The sequence below is a fragment of the Enterobacter cloacae complex sp. IR5384 genome (genome assembly GCF_049237265.1).
Lineage (GTDB): Bacteria > Pseudomonadota > Gammaproteobacteria > Enterobacterales > Enterobacteriaceae > Enterobacter > Enterobacter cloacae.
In genome coordinates this window covers 1-19608 of record NZ_JBMKHJ010000053.1, presented here as the reverse complement: position 1 = coordinate 19608, position 19608 = coordinate 1, and the positions used below count along the sequence as shown (strand labels likewise).

Below are 19608 nucleotides of genomic sequence, written 5' to 3'. Positions count from 1 at the left end.
TCAGACACCGTCTGAATTTGCAGCGGGCTGGAGAAAGGGTCATTCTGAGAATGAAGATTCCGACGTTACTAACTGAGTGTTGTATCTAATCGTGGGGGCAGGTCAATGAATCACTGCATACATTTGTTTTGCTAACGTGTCATAGATGCTGTGATTAGGATTTGTTTTTTTATCCTTAATACGTAAAGTGTAATGGAAAGGTTTTTCTCTTTTATCTAATTCCGTAATAAGTTCTTTAAAAAAACTTACAATAACACTAAGATTTTGAACCGGTTCGGTATCCCAGCTATTCGCAACACCATTGACTTTATGTAACTCATTAGACTTTTCGGATATACTTCTTAAGGTTCTATTCATTACAAATGAATGACGTGGAACCCCGTCTTTGATGTAAGCCTTAACAAAAACCGAGAAAGCTCTTATGTAGGCTTGTAATTCTTTTGTGGTCCATTTTTTTTTCGAAATTCCAACCAACATCAAATGTGACCTCAAGTTTTTCAACCATCCTAGAGTTTCCGAACATAGCTCTGCTGAGCGGCCTATATGAACCTAAAAATCCTGATTCGTAGAAATCAGACTCATGATATAAAAAAGAATCTTCATATTTTATAGCTTCGATAAGAAGGTTCTTAGAAAAAACACCAAGAAGAATACCATACTTATTTGATCTTTCGACCTCTGTAAATAATATCAAAGCTAAATTCTGTGAGGACTCTATTACCGCCTTACAAAACCTCTTGTCCGATATGAGAGAAAGCATATCATTTGCAATAGCTTCTACATCAGGGAGACTGTCTAAATGTTCATCAGTAACTTCACCTTTGAAATCTGTGGCGTAAAAGACTAATTTTTTAGAGGATCTAGCCAGCTCATCTGCAAGAATAGCGAGTTCAGTTTTTGAGCCCCGCAATATACATTGATAAACTACCGCTATGTATCTTTTGCTTGTTAGCTTTCCATATTTTGACGGTTTAATGAATGCAAACCAAACCCACCCAATGAAAGTAATAAAAAACACTCCTGCTAAAGATGCTTGCCATCCAGCTGGGCTTATTAAATTACCTCTTATGACAGGAAGACCATTAGCCCTCCAAAGATCTGTTAGAATTGTCATGAATCCTACTACCAAAACCACCCAAAAGGTAATTTTCTCAAGGGGTATTGGCGCAGTTTTAATTCTAAAGCGATACCGAAAATCAGCAATAGTCCACGCTAAAACCATCAGTGCTAATCCGGCTAAAAACTCAGAAAAGCCGAAAATTTTAGGTCCATTAGGATCTAAATTAACTAAGCAGAAAAAATCGTCGCAAGCATTTGTCATAATCGATTGGTATAAAAGGATTTTGAGTATTTTAACCGATAAGGTACATTCTTCAAGCTAAGTAGCTCACATCGCAGTGCATACCCCCAACAGAATACCCAGCTAGCCGAATGACTCATCCCAATAAAAAGCCTGTTCGGACGAACAGGCCTCCTTAAGGAGTTAAGGGAAGTAACGAGTATGATGTCGGGTGCCTCCCGATGAGAATCTGGTCAGCCACCAGCCCCGCGCGTCTCTTTATCACTTTCAGAATTTGCTGTTTTCGCCCCTCCGCTAGGGAGATTCATCACTCAAAAGGCATTCCATCCAGTGGATGCCTTTTAAAGTTAGCTTACATATTATTAAGCGCAACCAGTCACGGCACAGTTACGCATGGTGGTCACTTGCGGCTGGGGCAAACCCTTCGTTCATCGCCAGCCAGCTCGGGCACGAAGACGCTGAGATGGTGTGGATGTATTCAGCCTGGATCAATGAGTTTGACGGTGAGCAGGTTGAGCTGTTAAACGAGCGGTTAGGGTTTGCTTCCAATATGCCCCTGAAAACAAAATTAAACCAATAATATCAATAAGTTAAATGAACACACCGCTACTAGGGGGGTATGGCATCCTTTAAAGCAACATTATGTAAACAACAGCTTTCATAGGGTTATCAGGCTCTTGAAGCGCATTATCATACATAAGTAATTCTGAATAATTTCTCTTTGAAAGGCTGGCCTCTACATTCAAATTCAGCCATTTTCTACGGCTAAGCCAAAAAAAAGCGCCATCAACACCCTTTATTCGGTGGAATCGATAAGCAGCGTTGATAATAATTCAAAAAAACCTCTAAACCTTATACCTGGTAACAGGTTGAAATGAAATGGTTTCCGCCATGATTAAATTTTCCTTAATAATAAAGGTTTCTACGGAATCTTATTTTTTGCGTTCAGAACCTGTAAACGGTCAAAATCAAACCACTCCTCTTTGATGTAAGATATATAATTCAAAATAATTATCTAAACCATATTGCGCAAGCCATTGTTATATATAGAAAAAAAAATCAACCAACTTTAAAATAACGATCAATATCAATGAGTTACAACATTGATTGATGTCTGATCACGTGCTAAACCTAAATCCAGGTAAAAATATCTTATGGAGAAGAGTATGATGTCGTGGCGAGTATTAAGTTCTGTCATTTGCCCTAACACAGGAATCGTTTATTCGCACATTGTTGGTTTGAAATTATTAAGATTAATAATTTGGTACGAGAGTGACATCTATCTTTTGCCCGGAGACAGAATACATACAACAAAAAATGGAATTTTTGTAAATGGCGTGTTCAACCACATATCCCTTTATAACGTCTCGCCATACAATGAGAACCTGTGGGATGAAATAAAAAACAAAATGGCCTGTCCTTTTAATAAAAACCTGGATTCTGAAGACTGCTCATACGCTGAGCATTGCAATGCGCGCAAATGCCCGCACGGATTTGAGACAACCCCGTTGATAATAAGAGTGCCCCGCGATAGCTAATCATTTAATAAGTTAGCTTTTGGATCCGCTGCCCCCTGTTACAGGGACCGCATGCTTAACATATATTAGACTGAGATACCAACTGAAACCCTATCAGTTACGGCCCCCGCGCGCCTGCCGATGACTTGCGGCAGGCGCGAGGCCATATCTCAGATAACATACGTTATTAATCATTTGGTTTGGTATTATTTATACTTTTATTCATCCTGGTGGCAGAGGTCTTCTACCACATCTTTTAACTAAACTTTAAATGTTACGCGCGGAGATCTCTGCTTTAGTTAAGCTGTATAGCTCATCTTGTAACCTATTAAGCGCGTTGTTCTCTTCTCGCAGCATTTTGCCGTTATTTTGCAGTATTAAGTCGTTAAAGGACCCTGCCCCTGCGAAAATAGACCTGATACCTAACAAGGCCTGCTCATAATCAGAGCCCAGCTGTTCGCGAAAATAGATGAGTTTCTTTGACCAAACACTTTCATTACATGAAACAAGCAAGTCAATGATTTTATTTAGTAAAAAACCAACATCTGATTTCATTTCAGTCTCCTGATGATACCGGTCATTGCAGTCGCGCAACGACATGCCCCTTTCTGCCGACTGGCGCTGCGCTTAACCGGCTTTCACTTCTATTGCTAATTTTTGCAACTCTTCTTTCAGCCAGCGGGTTGCGCCCCGCTGACCGCTGCGTTTATGGGAGTAAATTTTCACGTCGAATTTTTGAATGGCGAACGGTAAGGTAAAAATGTTGATATTCACTGCCGCCTTCAGCTTTTCGGCTGCATACCGGGGAATGGCCATCAGCAGATCGCTTTGCGCAACGATAAACGGCGCGCTGAGCATTGACGGGGTTTTGATTGCAATGTGCCGGGTATAGCCCAACTCCTCCAGCCGTAAATCCAGCACGCCCTGCTTCTCATTCCAGGGGGTGACCACCAGATGGCGGGCCGCGAGATAATCCTCCAGCGTCAGACGCGTCCGGCTTGCGTTGCTAATGACCACATACTCATCTTCAAACCAGCTTATCTCCTCCAGTTCAGGATGGCGGATCTCCTCGGCCGTGCTGAAACCGAGCGCCAGATCCACTTCGCCTGCCAGCAGCTCAGTCAGCGCGGGGCTGTGTGGCAGATAGCGCAGTTCAAAACGCAAACCCGGCGCGGCATCCTGCAACGTGTGCATCAGGGCCGGGAATATACAAAGCGCGGTAAAATCCGTAATCGCAATGTGCAGGCTCTCGCTACTTTTGGCCGCTTCAAACTCCGGCTGCGGGGTAAGCTCATGATTAAGAAACGACAAAGCAGATGCAATGGACGGCGCGAGCTGTGTGGCATACACGCTGGGTGACATGCGATGCCCTTCCCGGAAAAATAGCGGATCATTCAGCGTCGTTCGCAAACGTGACAGCGCATGGCTCAGTGCCGATGTGCTCATCGCTAACTCATCGGCGGCCAGGCGAACCGAACGGTGACGGTAAATGGCGTCGAAAACGGGCAGCAGGTTTAAATCAAGGCGTCTCAGGGCCGGATGCATAATATTCATCATTTGTTGATTTCATTGCACTTAATTCTTCGGACAATACTCCGTATGCTTAGCGCCATCAATCGCAAAACATGCAGGAAATAACATGAGCATTACCATTCGTCAGGCCCGCCCCGAGGATGCGGCGGCTATTTACGCCATGATTTATGAGCTGGCGGTCTATGAAAAAGCGCCGGAAGAAGTGATCACCACGCCGGACGAGATCCGCGAAACCCTCTTTGGCGCAGACAGTAAAACCGAAGCGCTGATCGCGGAGTATGAAGGTAAGATCGCTGGCTATGCCGTGTTCTTCACCAGCTATTCAACCTGGCTTGGCCGCAACGGTATCTATATGGAAGACCTGTATGTATCCCCGGATTATCGCGGTAAAGGCGCGGGAAGAGCCTTGCTGAAACATATCGCGCAGCTCGCCGTAAAACGCCAGTGTGGTCGTCTGGAATGGAGCGTACTGGACTGGAACCAGCCGGCAATCGACTTCTATCTGAGCATTGGCGCGCTCCCGCAGTCCGAGTGGGTGCGCTATCGCCTGGATGGAGAAGCGCTGCTGAAATTTGCCGGGTAAACGGCGCGCGCTGTGCAGAGATCCCGGCTGTGCGGGATCTATGCTACAATTCCATAAATTTCATTAACATATTGTTGAATACCATGAGCACAGCCCCCTTCATTCGTCCTCAACTTACCCTGCCAAACGGCGCTGACAAACTGCTGCTGCACTCCTGCTGCGCGCCCTGCTCCGGCGAGGTAATGGAGGCCATTCAGGCCTCAGGCATTGATTACACCATCTTCTTCTATAACCCCAATATCCACCCGCAAAAGGAGTATCTCATCCGTAAGGAAGAGAATATTCGTTTTGCGGAAAAACACGGCGTGCCCTTTGTTGATGCGGATTACGATACGGACAACTGGTTTGAACGCGCAAAAGGGATGGAATGGGAGCCTGAACGTGGGATCCGCTGCACCATGTGTTTCGATATGCGTTTCGAACGCACGGCGTTATACGCGGCGGAAAATGGTTTCAGTGTGATCAGTAGCTCCCTTGGCATCTCGCGCTGGAAGAATATGCAGCAGATTAACGACTGTGGTCAGCGCGCGGCAGCCCACTATCCGGGCATGGTCTACTGGGATTATAACTGGCGCAAGCAAGGCGGATCGTCGCGGATGATTGAGATCAGCAAGCGCGAACAGTTTTATCAGCAGGAGTACTGCGGATGCGTATATTCCCTGCGTGACAGCAACCTTCACCGTAAGTCGCAGGGGCGTCCTCTCATCAAAATTGGCAAACTGTTTTACGGCAAAGACGAGTCTGAAGAGTAAGGCGGCGCGAAGGGAGACATATCCTAAAACGCGCCTGAATCCGCATTACGGCTCTCAGATGTTGAAATAGCGGCTATCCTTTAATTATCCACAAAAGGAGGTAACAATGTCTGATTTCGACGCTGATAAAAACGCACAGTATGCTGGTGATAAAGCCAAAAATAAACTCGACGAACTGACGGGCTCTGCTCAGCAGCAGTTTGGTGAATTCGTTGACTCCCCTAAACATCAGGTGAAAGGGGCAGCACGAAAATATGCTGCGCAGGCCAGTGATGCCGTTTCTGATGTCACTGAGGCAGTCAGAAATAACCCGTTAACCGGCCTGATTGCGGCTGGTGCAGTGGGTATTGTTCTGGGCCTGTTACTCGGCCGTAAATAATCTCAGGCCCCACGGGGCCTTATTTTATTAGCTAAACAATCTTACCATGCGATCTAACTCCTCCTCTTTCACGGCGCGGGAAAGATAATATCCCTGGAAACTTTTTACGCCTAACGCCACCAGCTTTTCAAATTTCTCTTCGCTATCCACCCCCTCTGCAATACATTCGCTGCCGGTCATGTCACTGTATATCTGAATCGCTTTGATAAGTTTGTAATCATTGTCATTAGCGACAAACTTTCCGACAATATCCCGGTCAAGCTTTAAACCATCAAAATGAACCTGCCTCACCGGAAACATGGTTTGATGGCTGGAGAAGCAATCATCCAGGAATAACCGACACCCCGTACTGCGCAGGCGACGCATGGTTTCTGGGATGGTTTTATCTTTGGTCACATCAATATCTTCAGCAAATTCAAAGACCAGGTTCCCGGCCCACTGGGGTTTGAGCAGCATCTTGATGGCTTTTTTGGCCATCTCGGGCAAGGCATTTCCGGCCGCGAGTTCCGGCGGTATATTCACCGAAAAATAATATTTCCCGTTATATTTGTTGATGCCAGAAACAGCGGCATGCAGCACCAGCGCCGTGATATTCAACCATAGCTCACGATTTTTCACCCCGGTAAGAAAATGGGCAGGCTTGATAATTTTACCGTTCTTGTTCCAGCGTAATAAAATCTCAAACCCAACACCTTTTTTATTTTCATCGGTGATGATTTGATACGCAGGAAATATCTCCCTTTTAAGCAGCGCATTAAAGACATCCACCTCAGTACTGGACAGTGATTCTATTTTGCCCTGCCGTTCCCCAATCCCTGACGCAGAAAAACCCTGAGAATTTTTATACCACAACTGGATTAATTGCAGCTTTCTTAAACCGGCCTTGCGATGTGTATATACCGTTTTATTCGTCAGCCCAAATTTTTTGCACTGTTTATTTACCGACATGCCCCGGTAGAAATTTAATAAGACATCAAGTTCTCTGTTTGTGAGCCCTTTTTGACGGTCTTTAAAGCTACAGTCCGCATGATGATCCTGCAATGAGCGAGATCTGTCCCTGCATGCGTCATTTTTTTTCTGAACACGCGCAATAATATCGCCGCTGTTGGCGATGCGGATCAGAGATAATTTTTGATTGTTATTCAATAAACTACGCAAGGTCCCGTACAGCCAACTGTCAGGTATATTGCCATACAGAGTGACCGGGCGGATGACGGGAAGTGTGTTAAGAAGATCGGCAAGGTGCCTGAGGCTCTGCAAAAGATCCACGATCTCTTCCCCGAGAAAGACCGTAATTTTAGCGTCCTGATTTTTGATAATAGTGTAGACATCTTCCCGATTTGCGACGTCATCCTCAAAACGCACCTGTGACGCCAACCCTCCCTGCTCTTTCAGTAACAGACGGTACCCCTGGAACGTAAAACTGCAGGCTGAAATAACAAATTCCTGTGCATGACAATCATGATTATTGTGAGAATTGTTTTGAATCATAATGCGCTCCTGGGTACAAAAACACCGTTGCCCTGGTCAATAATGACCAGCACATCGAGACTAAAAACATGCGGAAATGTCACAAGCCTGAATATAACCTGCGTAACAGGTTAATTTTATCTTACCACCGTAGGTTAATAAACCGTTATCAACGTCTCGCCCTGCAACATCTTTGCGTTAATCACCGCCTGGATCCATATGCTGTGCAAATATAACAATCTTTGCAAATAACGACGGAAAATGTTTTCCCTGCAAGGTATAATGAAAATTCCGAAAAAGAAGTCTGGACACTTCATTACGTCGGCTTGCTCAAAAAGAGAAAATGCTATGGATAATCATATCTCATCCAGGGCCTTGCTACATCGAAGGGATGTTATTAAGAACAACCCGCGGTTTAGCGAGGCAATAATAGAACACTACAAAATCAATGACAGCATCTATAAAAAACAACCCTTGTTCTACAAAACAATGCTCCAGGAATCACGGTTCAATATTATTCTTGCCATGTGTTGTTTTATATTCGGCAATCAGGCCGAATCTGTTTCAGAGATAAAAGCATTATGTTCGCGATACAAAATCGCCAGTCCCAACAGCGTTATTGCTATCATCACCTTACTGAGAACTACCGGGCGGATTAAGACCTGGCGCTGTATGGAGGATCGCCGAAAGACGCGCATCGCCCCCACGCAAAAAGGACTGGATGAACTAAAACGTTACATGAGCGGCGCATTTATACCCGTCAGTATTCTTTACCCGACATTTAACATCGACCTTAACCTGTTAGATAACGATATTCTGAGAAATAACTTTTTCCGCCGGGCGGCTGAGTATCTGTTTCGCGGATTAACCTTCAAAGCCGTGTTACCGGAAGTGGGGTTATTTATTGATAAAGATGGAGGGCGAATGATTATGCTGTATTTATATTTGCAGGCTATTAAAAACAAAACTGCACATGGCGCGATAATTGATTATTCGCCCGGCACGCTGGCGAAAGCGTTTTTTGTCTCACGTATCCACGTGGCGCGCATAATTAAATCCGCGCAAGAGGCAGGTTATCTTAAAGACAGAGGGGATGGCCGAATGACCATTTATCCTGCATTTATGCAGCTCGTCGAAAATTATGCCGGGTTATATTTTGCCTATGTCACGCATTACATCAACGTGGTTCCGAAGGAGCGACGCCAGGGGGGTGACGTAACCTCCCCGGTATAATCCTGGGGCGTTCGGTTTCCCGAGCGCCCTTTTCTGTTCGTCAGCGTTCCCGCAACGCCTCTTTCGCCTTGTTCAGCGGTTTCAGCAGATAATCCAGAATGGATTTACTGCCCGTTTTAATATCCACCGTCGCAATCATCCCCGGGAATACCGGAAATTCCTTGCCCTGTTTATTGGTCAGGTGGTTACTGTCAGTACGGATATAGACGCGGTAGTAGTACACGTCTCTTTTGACCTCATCCTGAAGGGTATCGGGTGAAATCATGGTCACCTCGCCCGTCAGTCCACCATAAATCGAGTAGTCATAGGCGGTGATTTTCACCAGCGCTTTTTGTCCGGGGTGGATAAACGCCACATCACGCGGTGAAATTTTCGCTTCAACCACCATCTGATCGTCAAGAGGCACCAGGCTCATCAGTTTCCCATTGGGCGGGATAACCCCGCCGACGGTGGTGACGTCGATGTCCTTCACAATCCCGCGCACCGGCGCGTTGAAGGTCAAACGGGTCAGGGAATCCTCGCGTCCTTTCATGACCGAGCGCTGGGCTTCGATCTCCGCATTCGCTTTCGCCAGCTCTTCACGGGCGCGCACGTAATACTGGTTTTTCATTTCGGTGATTTTGTTCTCTAGCTCGTTTTTTTGCCGCTCCAGACGTAACACCTCCACCTTGCTCGCCGCCCCCTGAGTGACCAGCGGACGGGTTAACGACAGCTCGCGCTGGACCAGTTCAGCCCCCTGACGCAAACCGGCCAGCCCTTTTTCCAGGCTTTCGCGACGGGACTGGAAGAGCGCCGTTTCCTGTTTGACCAGTTCAACGTCGTCATCCAGCTCTTGCGGAAACGTCAGTTCCGTGTCGTTCACTTCCGCTTTCAGGCGCGCAGCCGTGGCCAGCGCGGCATTCAGACGAGACTCACTTTCCAGCACGCTGGATTCTGTTTTGGTGCGGTCAAGCTGAGCCAGCCGCTGCCCACGTTCAACGATGTCACCTTCGCGCACCAGCAGGCTATGGATAATGCCCCCCTCCAGCGACTGAATGACCTGCTCGTGAGAAGACGGGATCACTTTGCCGTTGCCGGTGGTGACTTCATCAAGCTGGAACAGACTCGCCCAGGCGATAAACGCCGCAAGCAGCGCGAACAGCGACCAGGCCACCCACGTTGAGCGCGGCAGGCGCGGCTCTTTCAGGCGGCTGTTATAGCGGGATAGATCATTCATGCCATTCCCTCCTCGGCCACGGCCGCCGGTTTCATGGTCACGGTACGCTGCGCTGCCTTTTGCGGCGCCATACCGTGCTGACGCAGGATCGCGTCGCGCGGGCCATCCATCACCACTTTGCCGTTTTCCAGCACGATGATGCGGTCAACCAGATCCAGAATCGGCAGCCGGTGTGTTGCCACCACCAGCGTCCGGCGCTTGCCCAGCCATTGCTGTAAGTGCTGAATGAACTGCTTTTCGCTCATCTCATCCAGCCAGGCGGTAGGCTCGTCCAGCAGAAGAATATTGGGCGACGTGATCAGGGCGCGCGCCAGCAACAGCGCCTGTCGCTGGCCGCCGGATAACCCGGCCCCCCCTTCATTGATGAGGTAGTTCAGCCCCATTTTCTGCTTACGCACGAACTCCAGCGCACCGCTGTTGACCAGCGCCTGATGGATCTCCTCGTCGGTAGCAAGCGGGTTGCCCATCAGGATATTGTCGCGCACAGAGCCAAAGAACAGCCGCGCCTGCTGGGTGAGCAGCTGCATATCCCGGCGCACATCGGCGGTGTCGAGATGATTTAAGGCAATGTCATCCAGCAGAATGCTTCCCTGCTGCGGTTCCTGCATCCCGGCCAGAAGCTGCAGCAAGGTACTTTTGCCGGAGCCGTTGCGCCCCAGCACCGCCACCCGTTCGCCGGCGCGGATCTGCAATTTGCTGATGTGCAGCACGGTCAGTTTTTCCTCGTCGTCGTACCAGAATCCCACGTCGTCGAGGGTATAGTTCCCGCGCAGATGGGCTTTATGCACCTTTTTACCCTGCTGAGGATCGTCAATCGGGCGCTGCATCAGGTCGTCCAGACCCTTTCTCGCCACCTTCGCCGACTGCCAGCGGGACAGCACGCCCGAAATCTGTGAGAGCGGCGCGATGGTGCGCGAGGCCAGAATCGAGGTTCCCACCAGCGCACCGGTGGTCATGTCGCCGCTGATGACCAGATAGCACCCCACCAGCAACACTACCGCGTAAACAATCGACTGCACCTCCTGGGTCCAGGTCAGGAGCAGCCCGGTCAGCCAGCGCTGTTTCATCCCGACGGTGGCCGCCACATCGTTGGTGTTGTTCCACTGATTCTGAAAACGCTGTTCGGCGCGCATCAGCTTGATGTCCTCAATGCCCTGTACCGCCTCCACCAGGGTGGCGTTACGAATGGCGGATTCGCGCATCCCTTCGCTGGAGAGTTTTCCCAGCGGGCGCTGTACCAGCAGGCCCGGGATCAGCAGCAGCGGCACGGCAAGCAGAACCACCAGCACCAGCGGACCGCCAATCATCCACAGAATGAACACAAACAGCAGGAAGAACGGCAGATCGGAAATCGCCGCAATGGTGGTGGAGGTAATCAGCTCGCGCACCGACTCCAGCTCGCGGATCTGGGCGATAAACGACCCGGTCGATTTAGAGCGGGCGCCGTTTTTGATCCGCAGCGCGTGAGCAAACACCCGCTCGGAGATCCGCAGATCCGCTCGCTTACCTACCACATCCGAAATATGCACGCGCAGCATGCGCATAATGAATTCGAACACGATGGCGAGCATGACGCCGCCAAACAGCACCCACAGCGTGGCTTCAGACTGCGAGGGCACCACCCTGTCGTACACCTGCATGGAGAAGACCATGCCGGAGAGCGCCAGCACGTTCGCGACCAGCGCCACCAGCATGATGTCGCTGTAGCGTCGCCAGTCTTTCAGCGCCAGCTGCCAGAACCAGTTTTTCTCATAGGGTTTGATGTAATCATCCACGCGGGCATCCGGCGTGGATTCGAGCGGGCGCAACACCAGCAGTGTTTTCAGCCGTGCGCCGAGCGCTTCCCGCGTTAATGTTGTCTCCAGCCCGCCATCGCCGCTGAACTGCAGGCTGACGTTGCCGTCGTTGTCCATGCGGTTAATAACCGCGATCTGTCCGCCAGTGAACTCCGCCAGCAGCGGTAAACGCCACGGGTCGAGGGAGACGGCGTCTGCTTCCACCTTACGCATCCCAAGCCCAAGCTGGCGCGCCATCTCCTCCAGCACCAGCTGGCGCGGGGACTGGCTTTCATGGTTAATCGTGACCCGAACATGCTCCGCCGAAAAATCCAGCCGATAGTGCTTCGCGATGGTGAGCATGCCCTGCAACCAGGGTTCGTACTGTGGATGTGTCTTCATAATCTCCGGGTTAACGCAAGTCGTCTAAAGAAACGCAAAAGGCCGCGGGGATCGCTCCCCGCGGCAGGGTTTTACGCAATTAACAGTTGATGATTGGCCAGCAGCGTCGCCAGATCCGTCTGGACGCCGTTCAGGGTCACCAGCGTGGTAGGCGAGAACTGACCGCCCGTACCGTCGAGGTCAACCTGGATTTCGGTATTGCTGCCGTTTTGCACCACGCGGATGTAATCGGTGATGTTCCCCGCGCTGCTGTCCAGCGTTGCCACCCCGTTCACATAGCTCGCCGAGCCCGTGCCGGTATAGCCGCTGTCGGAGAGCAGATCGCGCAGGTCGATACGGTCCGTATCCGCCGTGCCTTCCCAGGTGCCGACGGTAAAGCCGTTCACCACATCGTGACCGTTACCGCCCGTGGCATCCGACGCGTTGATGAGCTTATAGAGCAACGTGTCGTGGCCGCCGCTGCCGATATTGAAGGTGTCGTTTCCGCCCCGGCCCTCAAACTGGTTATCACCGCTGTTGCCGGTAATGACATCGTCGAAGTCCGAGCCGTTGATCCCTTCAATGTTCAACAACCGCGTGGTGCCAAACCCGGTGTCCTGCGCCGTGGAGAGGCGTAAATCAACGGTAATGCCGGACGTTGCGTTACGGTAATCCACCACGTCCATCCCACCGGTGTTGCTCCAGGTGTCATAGTCGGAATGGGTATTCCAGCCGCCGGAACCGTTATAGGTATAGGTGCCATCCTCTGCGATAAAGGTGTCGTTATACCCGGTGCCGGTAATCGTTCCGCTGTGGCCGCCGGTGGCCGCTTCGGCAGTGAGCACGTAGCCCTCCTTACCGTTGCCCGCCTCCAGACCGCTCCAGGTGACGTTATCCGACACGCCGTTAGTGATCTTGACGATCTCGGCCGAGTAGGTCTCATTCGGATCCAGCCCGTAGAAACTCACCAGCGCAGAGGTATCGTTCGAGCCGATACCGGACTGGGCGTTAATGATCTGCGAGGCCACCAGCACACCCGCGGCGTTATACAAATTGACCGTGTTGCCGTAGTAAGCGTTGATACCCTCACTGTCGACAATGTGCAGGTGCATCGCGGTGCCGTCGGCAATGGTTTTGCTGTTTTGCACCAGCACCACCTTGCCGTTTTGCTGCGACACCAGCAGATCCTGTGTGCCGTCCCAGTTGTAATCCACCGCAGCCACGCCGGTGACGTTGGCAAGCCCAGACGCCAGCTGGCTCGAGGTCCAGGTGGAACCGTAACCGTTGTTGGTGAACAGGGTTGCGGTTTGTGACGCGCCGTAGGTGCTGAGCTTGATGATGTCCATCTGCCCGTCACCGTTCCAGTCCACCGCCACCGACAGATACCCCGCCGTGGCGTTAGAAGCTTCTACCGCGCTCTTGGTCGTGGACAGCTGTCCTGCACCGTTGTTGTAGTAGATCACCCCGCCGGTGTTGTTGTAGCTGCTGCCCAGGTACAGATCCATGTAGCCATCGCCGTTGAAGTCCGCCCACGTCATGGAGGCTGCCGTGGTGGTATTCGAGGCGTTCGCGACAAACACGTTGGTCAGGTTCTGGCCGATGGAGAGCGTGCCGTTGCCGTTGTTATTAATCACCGTTAACGAGTACGCACTGCTGCGGTTGGTATGCTGCACAATGTCTACGGTACCGTCGTTGTTCAGGTCGACGCCGGAGATTTCACGCATGGTGGTGAATTGTCCCCAGAAGCCTGCCCCGCCGTTGGTACCGTCTGGTGTCAGCACGCCATTGTTGTTAATCAGATAGGTTATGGAGTCCGCACCCGCATCGCCGTATGCCAGATCCAGATAACCATCCCCGTTTTTGTCGTACGCCACCACGCCGCCGTACCAGATGGTGGTCCCCATCGCCAGCTGGCTGGCGTTATAGGTGCTGCCATCGTAGGTCCACATCACCTGCGTAGAACCCGCGTAGGTGTTCTCCGTCGCAAAGATATCCTGCGTGCCGTTACGGTCAAAGTCAGCGGCGGTCTGGCTCACAACGTAATAGCCACGGGTGTTGCTCAGCGTATTGCCGGCATAGGTCGAGCTATCGCTGCTGGAGTAAGACTGGCCGTTAGCAATGATATTCCACAGGCCGCTGCTGTTCGTGCCGACGGTCATGGTCGAGTTATTCAGGTTACCCGCCGTGGTCGCCCAGTCGGTATTCACGGTGGTGGTATCAATCACCAGGCTGCCGTTGGCAATACCGGTGGTATTACCGTTGCCCGCACTGCTCTTCACCTGAGCGGTGACGTTATAGCTCGCCACGCCCAGCGCATCGCTGTCCGGGATCTGCAGATACCAGGTGTTGTGTTCCGGGTCGACCACGACCGCACCGCCGGTCTGGGAGGTGTAGGTTTTCCCGTTCACCGTCACCACCAGATATTCACCGTTCACCAGGTCTGCGGATACCGTACCGTTGACAATCGGCGTGGTATCGGAGGTGGTCTGGGCGGTAATTGCCGCCGTGGTGGTCGGCACGCTGGTATCGACGTTCAGCACAAACCCGTCCGATTCCGTGTAGTTACCGGCTTTGTCGGTGACGCGCACAATGTAGGTGTGGTTGCCATCGCTCAGGCCGTTGTCCTGGAAGGACCAGCTGGCGCTGCCGTTCATGGTTACCTGACCAAGCAGAATGCCGTCGCGATAGAGCTGCACAATTTCGCCGTCGTCCGGGGCGCGGTTCAGCGTGCCGTTGATCAGCGGTGAGGTATCATCCGTCGCCACCGACGTACCGTAAGTGCCCTGACGCTCGCCTTCACCGTCGGTGTAGCTCACCACGGTACCTACGGTGGTTGGCGGCGTAGTATCGACCGTCACCACCTGCGACGCGGTGGAGCCAACGTTACCCGCCTGGTCGATAATCCGCACCTGGTAAGTGTAATCCCCGTCATCCAGATCGCGGGTATCGGTGTAGCTCCAGCGCTGGTTGGTGACCGTGGTGTCAACCCACGTATTTCCGCCGTCGAGGCTGATCTGCACGCGCTCGTCGCCTGCCAGCGCGCTACCGAGCGAACCGTTAATGGTCAGCGTGGTGTCCATGGTGATGAAATCACTGCCGGACTGTCCGGTATCGTCGCTGATGCTGTCGATAGTGACGCCGTACTGCGGCGCCTGCGTATCCACCGTTACCACCTGCGACGTGGTAGCCCCGACGTTCCCCGCCTGGTCGACAACACGTACCTGGTAACTGTAGCTATCGTCGGTCAGCGTGCGGGTGTCGTTATAGCTCCACTGCGTGCCGCTCACGGTGGCGTAGACCCAGGTGGTGCCGCCATCCATGCTCACCTGAACGTACTCACCCGCCCCCAGTTCAGCACCGAGCGTGCCGTGCAGGGTGTAGGATGTCGAGCTGGTCAGGAAGTCGTTATTGTCGAAGCCGGTATCCACGGTGATGTTATCCACGCTCACCGTAATCGCCGCATCCGGGGCCACCGTGTCAACGGTAACCTGCTGATGGGCACTGGCACCCACGTTACCCGCGGCATCCACCACGCGAACGTAGTAGTCGTAGGTCTGGTTAGCCAGCGTGCGGCCATCCACGTAGTACCAGTTGTTGCCAGTGACAATCACGTTCTGCCAGGTTACGCCGCCGTCGATACTGATCTGGGCATATTCCCCGTCGGCCAGCGTCGCGCCGAGCGAGCCGTGCAGCGTCAGCGAGGTATCGCTGGTGATAAAGTCGCTGCTGCTCAGGCCGGTGTCATCGCTGATGCTGTCGATGGCGATCGTTTTGCTGGCGTCCGGCACAACGGTATCGATGGTCACTACCTGGCTTACGGTAGCGCTGATATTCCCCGCATCATCAATGACGCGCAGCTGGTAGTTGTAATCCCCGTCGGCCAGCGTACGGCCATCCACATAGGTCCAGCTCAAACCGCTGACACTGACGTCGGTCCAGTTCTGGCCGCCGTCGAGGCTGATCTGGACGTGGTCACCGCTGCCCAGCGCCGCGCCCAGCGTTCCTTTCAGGCTGATCTGCGTATCGCTGGTAATAAAGTCGCTGTCGGACAGACCGGTATCCTGGGAGATGGAGTCAACCGTAATGCTCGTTGCCACAGGCGCGGTCAGATCAATCACCACGTCCTGGCTGTCCGTTGCCCCCACGTTGCCCGCGTTATCGATCACCCGCACCTGGTACTGGTACGTATCGTCCGTCAGAGTGCGGCTATCGGTGTAGCGCCAGGTCGTGCCGGTGACGCTCAGATCACTCCACGTGGCCCCGCCGTCCAGGCTGATCTGCGCCTTCTCGTTGTTGCCGAGCTGCGCGGTCAGGGAACCGTTGATGATAATCTGGCTGTCGTTGGTGATGAAATCACTCGCGCTCAGACCGGTGTCGTTTTGCAGGGAATCAATGCTGATCCCCATCGACGGCGCAGTCAGATCCACGGTAACGGTGTGGTTGTCGCTGGCGCTGTTGCCGATGGTGTTGCTCACCTGCGCGTTAATGACATACGCGCCGCCGTCTGCCAGCGCGGAAACATCTGCGCTGCCGAGCGTATAGCTCCAGCTGCCGTCATTCTGCACGGTGGTCGTATAGGACTTGCCGTTCAGGGTCACCGTCACCGTCTGGCCCGCTGGCGCGTCGGTAGTACCGCTGATCACCAGCGGCGTACCGTGTTCGGCGGCGCTGACGATGTCGTCCTGGGCAAAAGTGTTAATAACGATCGTCGGTACATCGCCGTTCAGCGTCACGTCGTGCGTGGCGCTGCCCGGGTTGCCCGCCTTATCGCTCACCGAGGCGGTAATGGTGTAATCCCCGTCGCTCAGGCCAAGGAAATCTCGGCCCGGTACGAAGACCGACCACGTACCGTCTGCCGCGACGGTTGCCTGATAGCTGTGGCCGTTAAAGGAGACGGTCACTGTCTGGCCCTGTTCAGCCGTGGTGGTGCCGCGGATGGTCTGGCCGGCCAGCTGCTCGGCGTTGTTGACAATATCGTCATCGGCCACGGTGCTGATGGTGACGGTCGGCGCAACGGTGTCCACCGTTAAGGTGTGCGTGGTCTGGCCGTGATTACCGGCGTTGTCATTGACCGACGCGGTCACCGTCAGCGCGCCCTGGCTGAGTGCAGCCAGGTCAGTAGCCGGAATATCCAGCGTCCAGGTGCCGTCATTCGCCACGGTGGCAGTGTAGGTTTTGCCGCCCAGGGTTACGGTGATGGTCTGGCCCGCCTCTGCACTGGAGGAGCCGTGCACGGTCAGCGGCTGCTGCGCTTCCGCTGCGTTCAGCACGTCATCGCCCGACAGCGTTGCAATGCTCACCACCGGCGCAGTGGTGTCCACGCTGATGCTGTGCGTTGCCGAAGCGCTGTTGCCCGCGCTGTCCTGCGCCGAAACCGCTACCTGATAGTTCGCGCCATCGGCCAGCGCACCCACATCGGCAGCCGGTACGGTGGTGCTCCAGCTGCCGTCGCTCTGAATGGTGGCCGTATAGCTCTTGCCGTTCAGGGTCACGGTCACCACCGTGCCGCTGGCAAACTGAGCACTGGAGCCGTTAATCACCAGAGACGTAGCCGCTTCTGCTGCGTTGATTACGTCATCGCCACTGAGGGTATTAACCGTCAGCGCCACGGAGGCGGTATTGACCACCACGTCGTGGGTCTGGGTGCTGCTGTTGCCCGCGCTGTCGGTGATGGTTGCGCTGAGGGTCACGGTGCCGTCATTGAGCGCAGAAATCACGCTCGCCGGTACGCCCACGCTCCAGTTACCGCTGGCATCAACGGTGGTGGTGTACTGGTTTGAACCCAAGGTGATGACGACCTTATCGCCTACGTTGGCGCCGGTGGACGTGCCGCTGACGATCTGCGCCTGCGCATGTTCCACGCTGTTGATGACATCATCGCCCGCCACCACGTTAAAGCTGACGGTCGGCGGTGTGGTATCCAGCGTAATCGCCTTGCTCGCGCTGCCCGGGTTACCCGCCGTATCGCTAACGCTCACCTGCACCGTATAGCCATCATCAGCCAGTGCGGACAGATCGGCGGAAGGTACGTTGACGCTCCAGGTGCCATCCGGTTGTACCTGGGCGGTATAGCTGTTGCCGCCCAGCGTCACGGTAACCGTCTGCCCGGCTTCTGCCGTGGTCGTGCCGGAGACAGTCACACCAGCGGATGCTTCGCTGCCGTTAATAACGTTATCGCCAGCAACCGTATCAATGGTGACGCCTGGCGCGGTGGCATCTACGCTGTACTCACGCCCTGCGGACGCACTGTTGCCGTGCGCGTTGGTGACGCTCACCTGCACGCTGGCATCGCCGTCTTTCAGGCCCGCGAGATCCGCGGACGGTACGGTGGCGGTCCAGTTGCCGTCGGCATCGACGGTGGCGGTATAAGAGTTGCCGCCAAAGGTGACGGTAACGGTCTGGTTTTCTTCCACGTTGCTGGTGCTACCGGAGAGCACCAGATCCGCTCCTTTCTCCGCCGCGTTAATCACGTCGTCGGTGGCGATGGTGTCAATGCTGATGGCGACCGCGGTCAGATCGACCGTGACGTCATGGCTGATGGTCACCGGGTTGCCTGCTGCGCTCTGGCCTGCAACGGTGACGGTGACCGTACCAGCAGCCAGCGCCCCGACGTCTGCAGCCGGGATCGCCGCGCTCCAGGTACCATCTGCCAGCACGGAAGCCGCATAGGTTTTGCCATTCAGGGTCACGGTGAGCGTTGTGCCCGCCGCCAGCCCGTCGCTGGAGCCGGTGACAATCAGGTTCTGACCATGTTCGATGCTATTGATCACATCGTCGCCCGCCACGGTGTCCACACGCAGACCCGGCAGGTTGGCGTCGATGGTGATGTCACGTTCGCCCGTACCGGTGTTGCCGTGGCCGTTGGTGACGGTCGCTGATACCGTTAAATCGCCGTTGCCCAGCGCGGTCAGGACCGACTCCGGCACGCTCACGGACCAGCTCAGATCGCTCTGCACCGTCGCGGTGTAGCTGTTGCCGCCAATCATCACGGTTACCGTATTGCCCGCTTCGGCATTCGCCACGCTGCCGCTGATGGTCTGGCCTGCCGCCACTTCCGCCGCGTTAATCACGTTGTCGCCCGCCACGGTATTAATGGTGACGGTTGGCAGCGCGGTGTCGACCAGCAGGTTCGCCGTATTGCTTACGCTGTTGCCCACGCCGTTGGTGGCGGTCGCGTTCAGGGTGTAATTCGCCTGACCCAGACCCGCCAGATCGGCGGCCGGAACCGTCAGGCTCCAGGTACCGTCTGCCGCCGTGGTGGCCGTGTAGTTTTTACCGTTCAGGGTCACGGTCACCACGGTGCCTTCTGCCAGGTTGGCGCTGGTGCCGCTGACGTTCAGATCCTGGCCTTTCTCCACCGCATTCAGGACGTTGTCATCGCTGATGGCGTTGAAATTAACCGATGGCAGACCGGTATCCACGGTCACACTATGGGTGCCGGTGCCGGTATTGCCCGCCGCGTCAGTGAC

The 19608-nt window shown here is 53.5% G+C and carries 13 protein-coding genes and 1 pseudogene; 6 read left to right on the top strand and 8 right to left on the bottom strand.

Annotation, left to right across the window (positions count from 1 at the left end; genetic code table 11):
- Positions 1-102: 102 nt before the first annotated feature.
- Positions 103-357 (bottom strand): hypothetical protein, encoded by a 255-nt coding sequence (locus ACOTX3_RS24475; protein ID WP_250116794.1) that lies wholly within the window; start codon positions 355-357, stop codon positions 103-105.
- A gap of 40 nt (positions 358-397) precedes the next feature.
- Positions 398-1222 (bottom strand): hypothetical protein, encoded by an 825-nt coding sequence (locus tag ACOTX3_RS24470; RefSeq protein WP_250116793.1) that lies wholly within the window; start codon positions 1220-1222, stop codon positions 398-400.
- A gap of 442 nt (positions 1223-1664) precedes the next feature.
- On the opposite strand from ACOTX3_RS24470, the pseudogene ACOTX3_RS24465 reads away from it, so the two are divergent.
- A pseudogene (locus ACOTX3_RS24465) lies at positions 1665-1880 on the top strand (site-specific integrase); the annotation flags it as partial.
- A 574-nt stretch (positions 1881-2454) separates the two neighbouring features.
- Entirely contained in the window at positions 2455-2838 is a 384-nt protein-coding gene (iraM, locus tag ACOTX3_RS24460) for an anti-adapter protein IraM (protein ID WP_306294893.1), read from the top strand.
- A gap of 246 nt (positions 2839-3084) precedes the next feature.
- On the opposite strand, the gene ACOTX3_RS24455 is transcribed toward iraM, so the two are convergent.
- Both ACOTX3_RS24455 and ACOTX3_RS24450 read right to left on the bottom strand, forming a co-directional pair.
- A complete protein-coding gene (locus ACOTX3_RS24455) occupies positions 3085-3372 on the bottom strand; it encodes a DUF6966 domain-containing protein (RefSeq protein WP_058678945.1) in 288 nt (95 codons plus the stop codon).
- A gap of 72 nt (positions 3373-3444) precedes the next feature.
- The gene (locus ACOTX3_RS24450) at positions 3445-4374 is read right to left on the bottom strand and encodes a LysR family transcriptional regulator (RefSeq protein ID WP_058678946.1); all 930 of its coding nucleotides are present in this window, start codon (positions 4372-4374) and stop codon (positions 3445-3447) included.
- A gap of 82 nt (positions 4375-4456) precedes the next feature.
- Between ACOTX3_RS24450 and ACOTX3_RS24445 the strand changes: the two genes are divergently transcribed.
- The 3 genes from ACOTX3_RS24445 to ACOTX3_RS24435 all read left to right on the top strand — a co-directional run bounded on the left by ACOTX3_RS24445 (position 4457) and on the right by ACOTX3_RS24435 (position 6064).
- Positions 4457-4933: a GNAT family N-acetyltransferase gene (locus ACOTX3_RS24445; RefSeq protein WP_029883812.1), complete on the top strand. Its 477-nt coding sequence runs from the start codon at positions 4457-4459 to the stop codon at positions 4931-4933.
- A gap of 83 nt (positions 4934-5016) precedes the next feature.
- Positions 5017-5685: an epoxyqueuosine reductase QueH gene (locus tag ACOTX3_RS24440; RefSeq protein WP_058651353.1), complete on the top strand. Its 669-nt coding sequence runs from the start codon at positions 5017-5019 to the stop codon at positions 5683-5685.
- Between the two features lie 106 nt (positions 5686-5791).
- Positions 5792-6064 (top strand): DUF883 family protein, encoded by a 273-nt coding sequence (locus ACOTX3_RS24435; protein ID WP_013096686.1) that lies wholly within the window; start codon positions 5792-5794, stop codon positions 6062-6064.
- 27 nt (positions 6065-6091) lie between these two features.
- Here the strand turns inward: ACOTX3_RS24435 and ACOTX3_RS24430 are convergent, their stop codons facing one another.
- Positions 6092-7555, bottom strand: a complete 1464-nt coding sequence (locus tag ACOTX3_RS24430; RefSeq protein WP_250116792.1) for an EAL domain-containing protein — start codon at positions 7553-7555, stop codon at positions 6092-6094.
- Positions 7556-7882: 327 nt separating this feature from the next.
- Between ACOTX3_RS24430 and ACOTX3_RS24425 the strand changes: the two genes are divergently transcribed.
- Complete coding sequence (locus ACOTX3_RS24425) at positions 7883-8767, top strand: hypothetical protein (protein ID WP_013096689.1); 885 nt, start codon at positions 7883-7885, stop codon at positions 8765-8767.
- Positions 8768-8807: 40 nt separating this feature from the next.
- On the opposite strand, the gene ACOTX3_RS24420 is transcribed toward ACOTX3_RS24425, so the two are convergent.
- The 3 genes from ACOTX3_RS24420 to ACOTX3_RS24410 form a co-directional block, all read right to left on the bottom strand.
- On the bottom strand, positions 8808-9983 hold the full coding sequence (locus tag ACOTX3_RS24420; RefSeq protein ID WP_013096690.1) for an HlyD family type I secretion periplasmic adaptor subunit: 1176 nt from the start codon (positions 9981-9983) through the stop codon (positions 8808-8810).
- Positions 9980-12160, bottom strand: a complete 2181-nt coding sequence (locus ACOTX3_RS24415; RefSeq protein WP_058678948.1) for a type I secretion system permease/ATPase — start codon at positions 12158-12160, stop codon at positions 9980-9982. The genes ACOTX3_RS24420 and ACOTX3_RS24415 overlap by 4 nt, the downstream gene beginning before the upstream one ends.
- A gap of 71 nt (positions 12161-12231) precedes the next feature.
- The coding region (locus ACOTX3_RS24410; protein ID WP_421634985.1) for an Ig-like domain-containing protein at positions 12232-19608 on the bottom strand (7377 nt) is incomplete at its 5' end.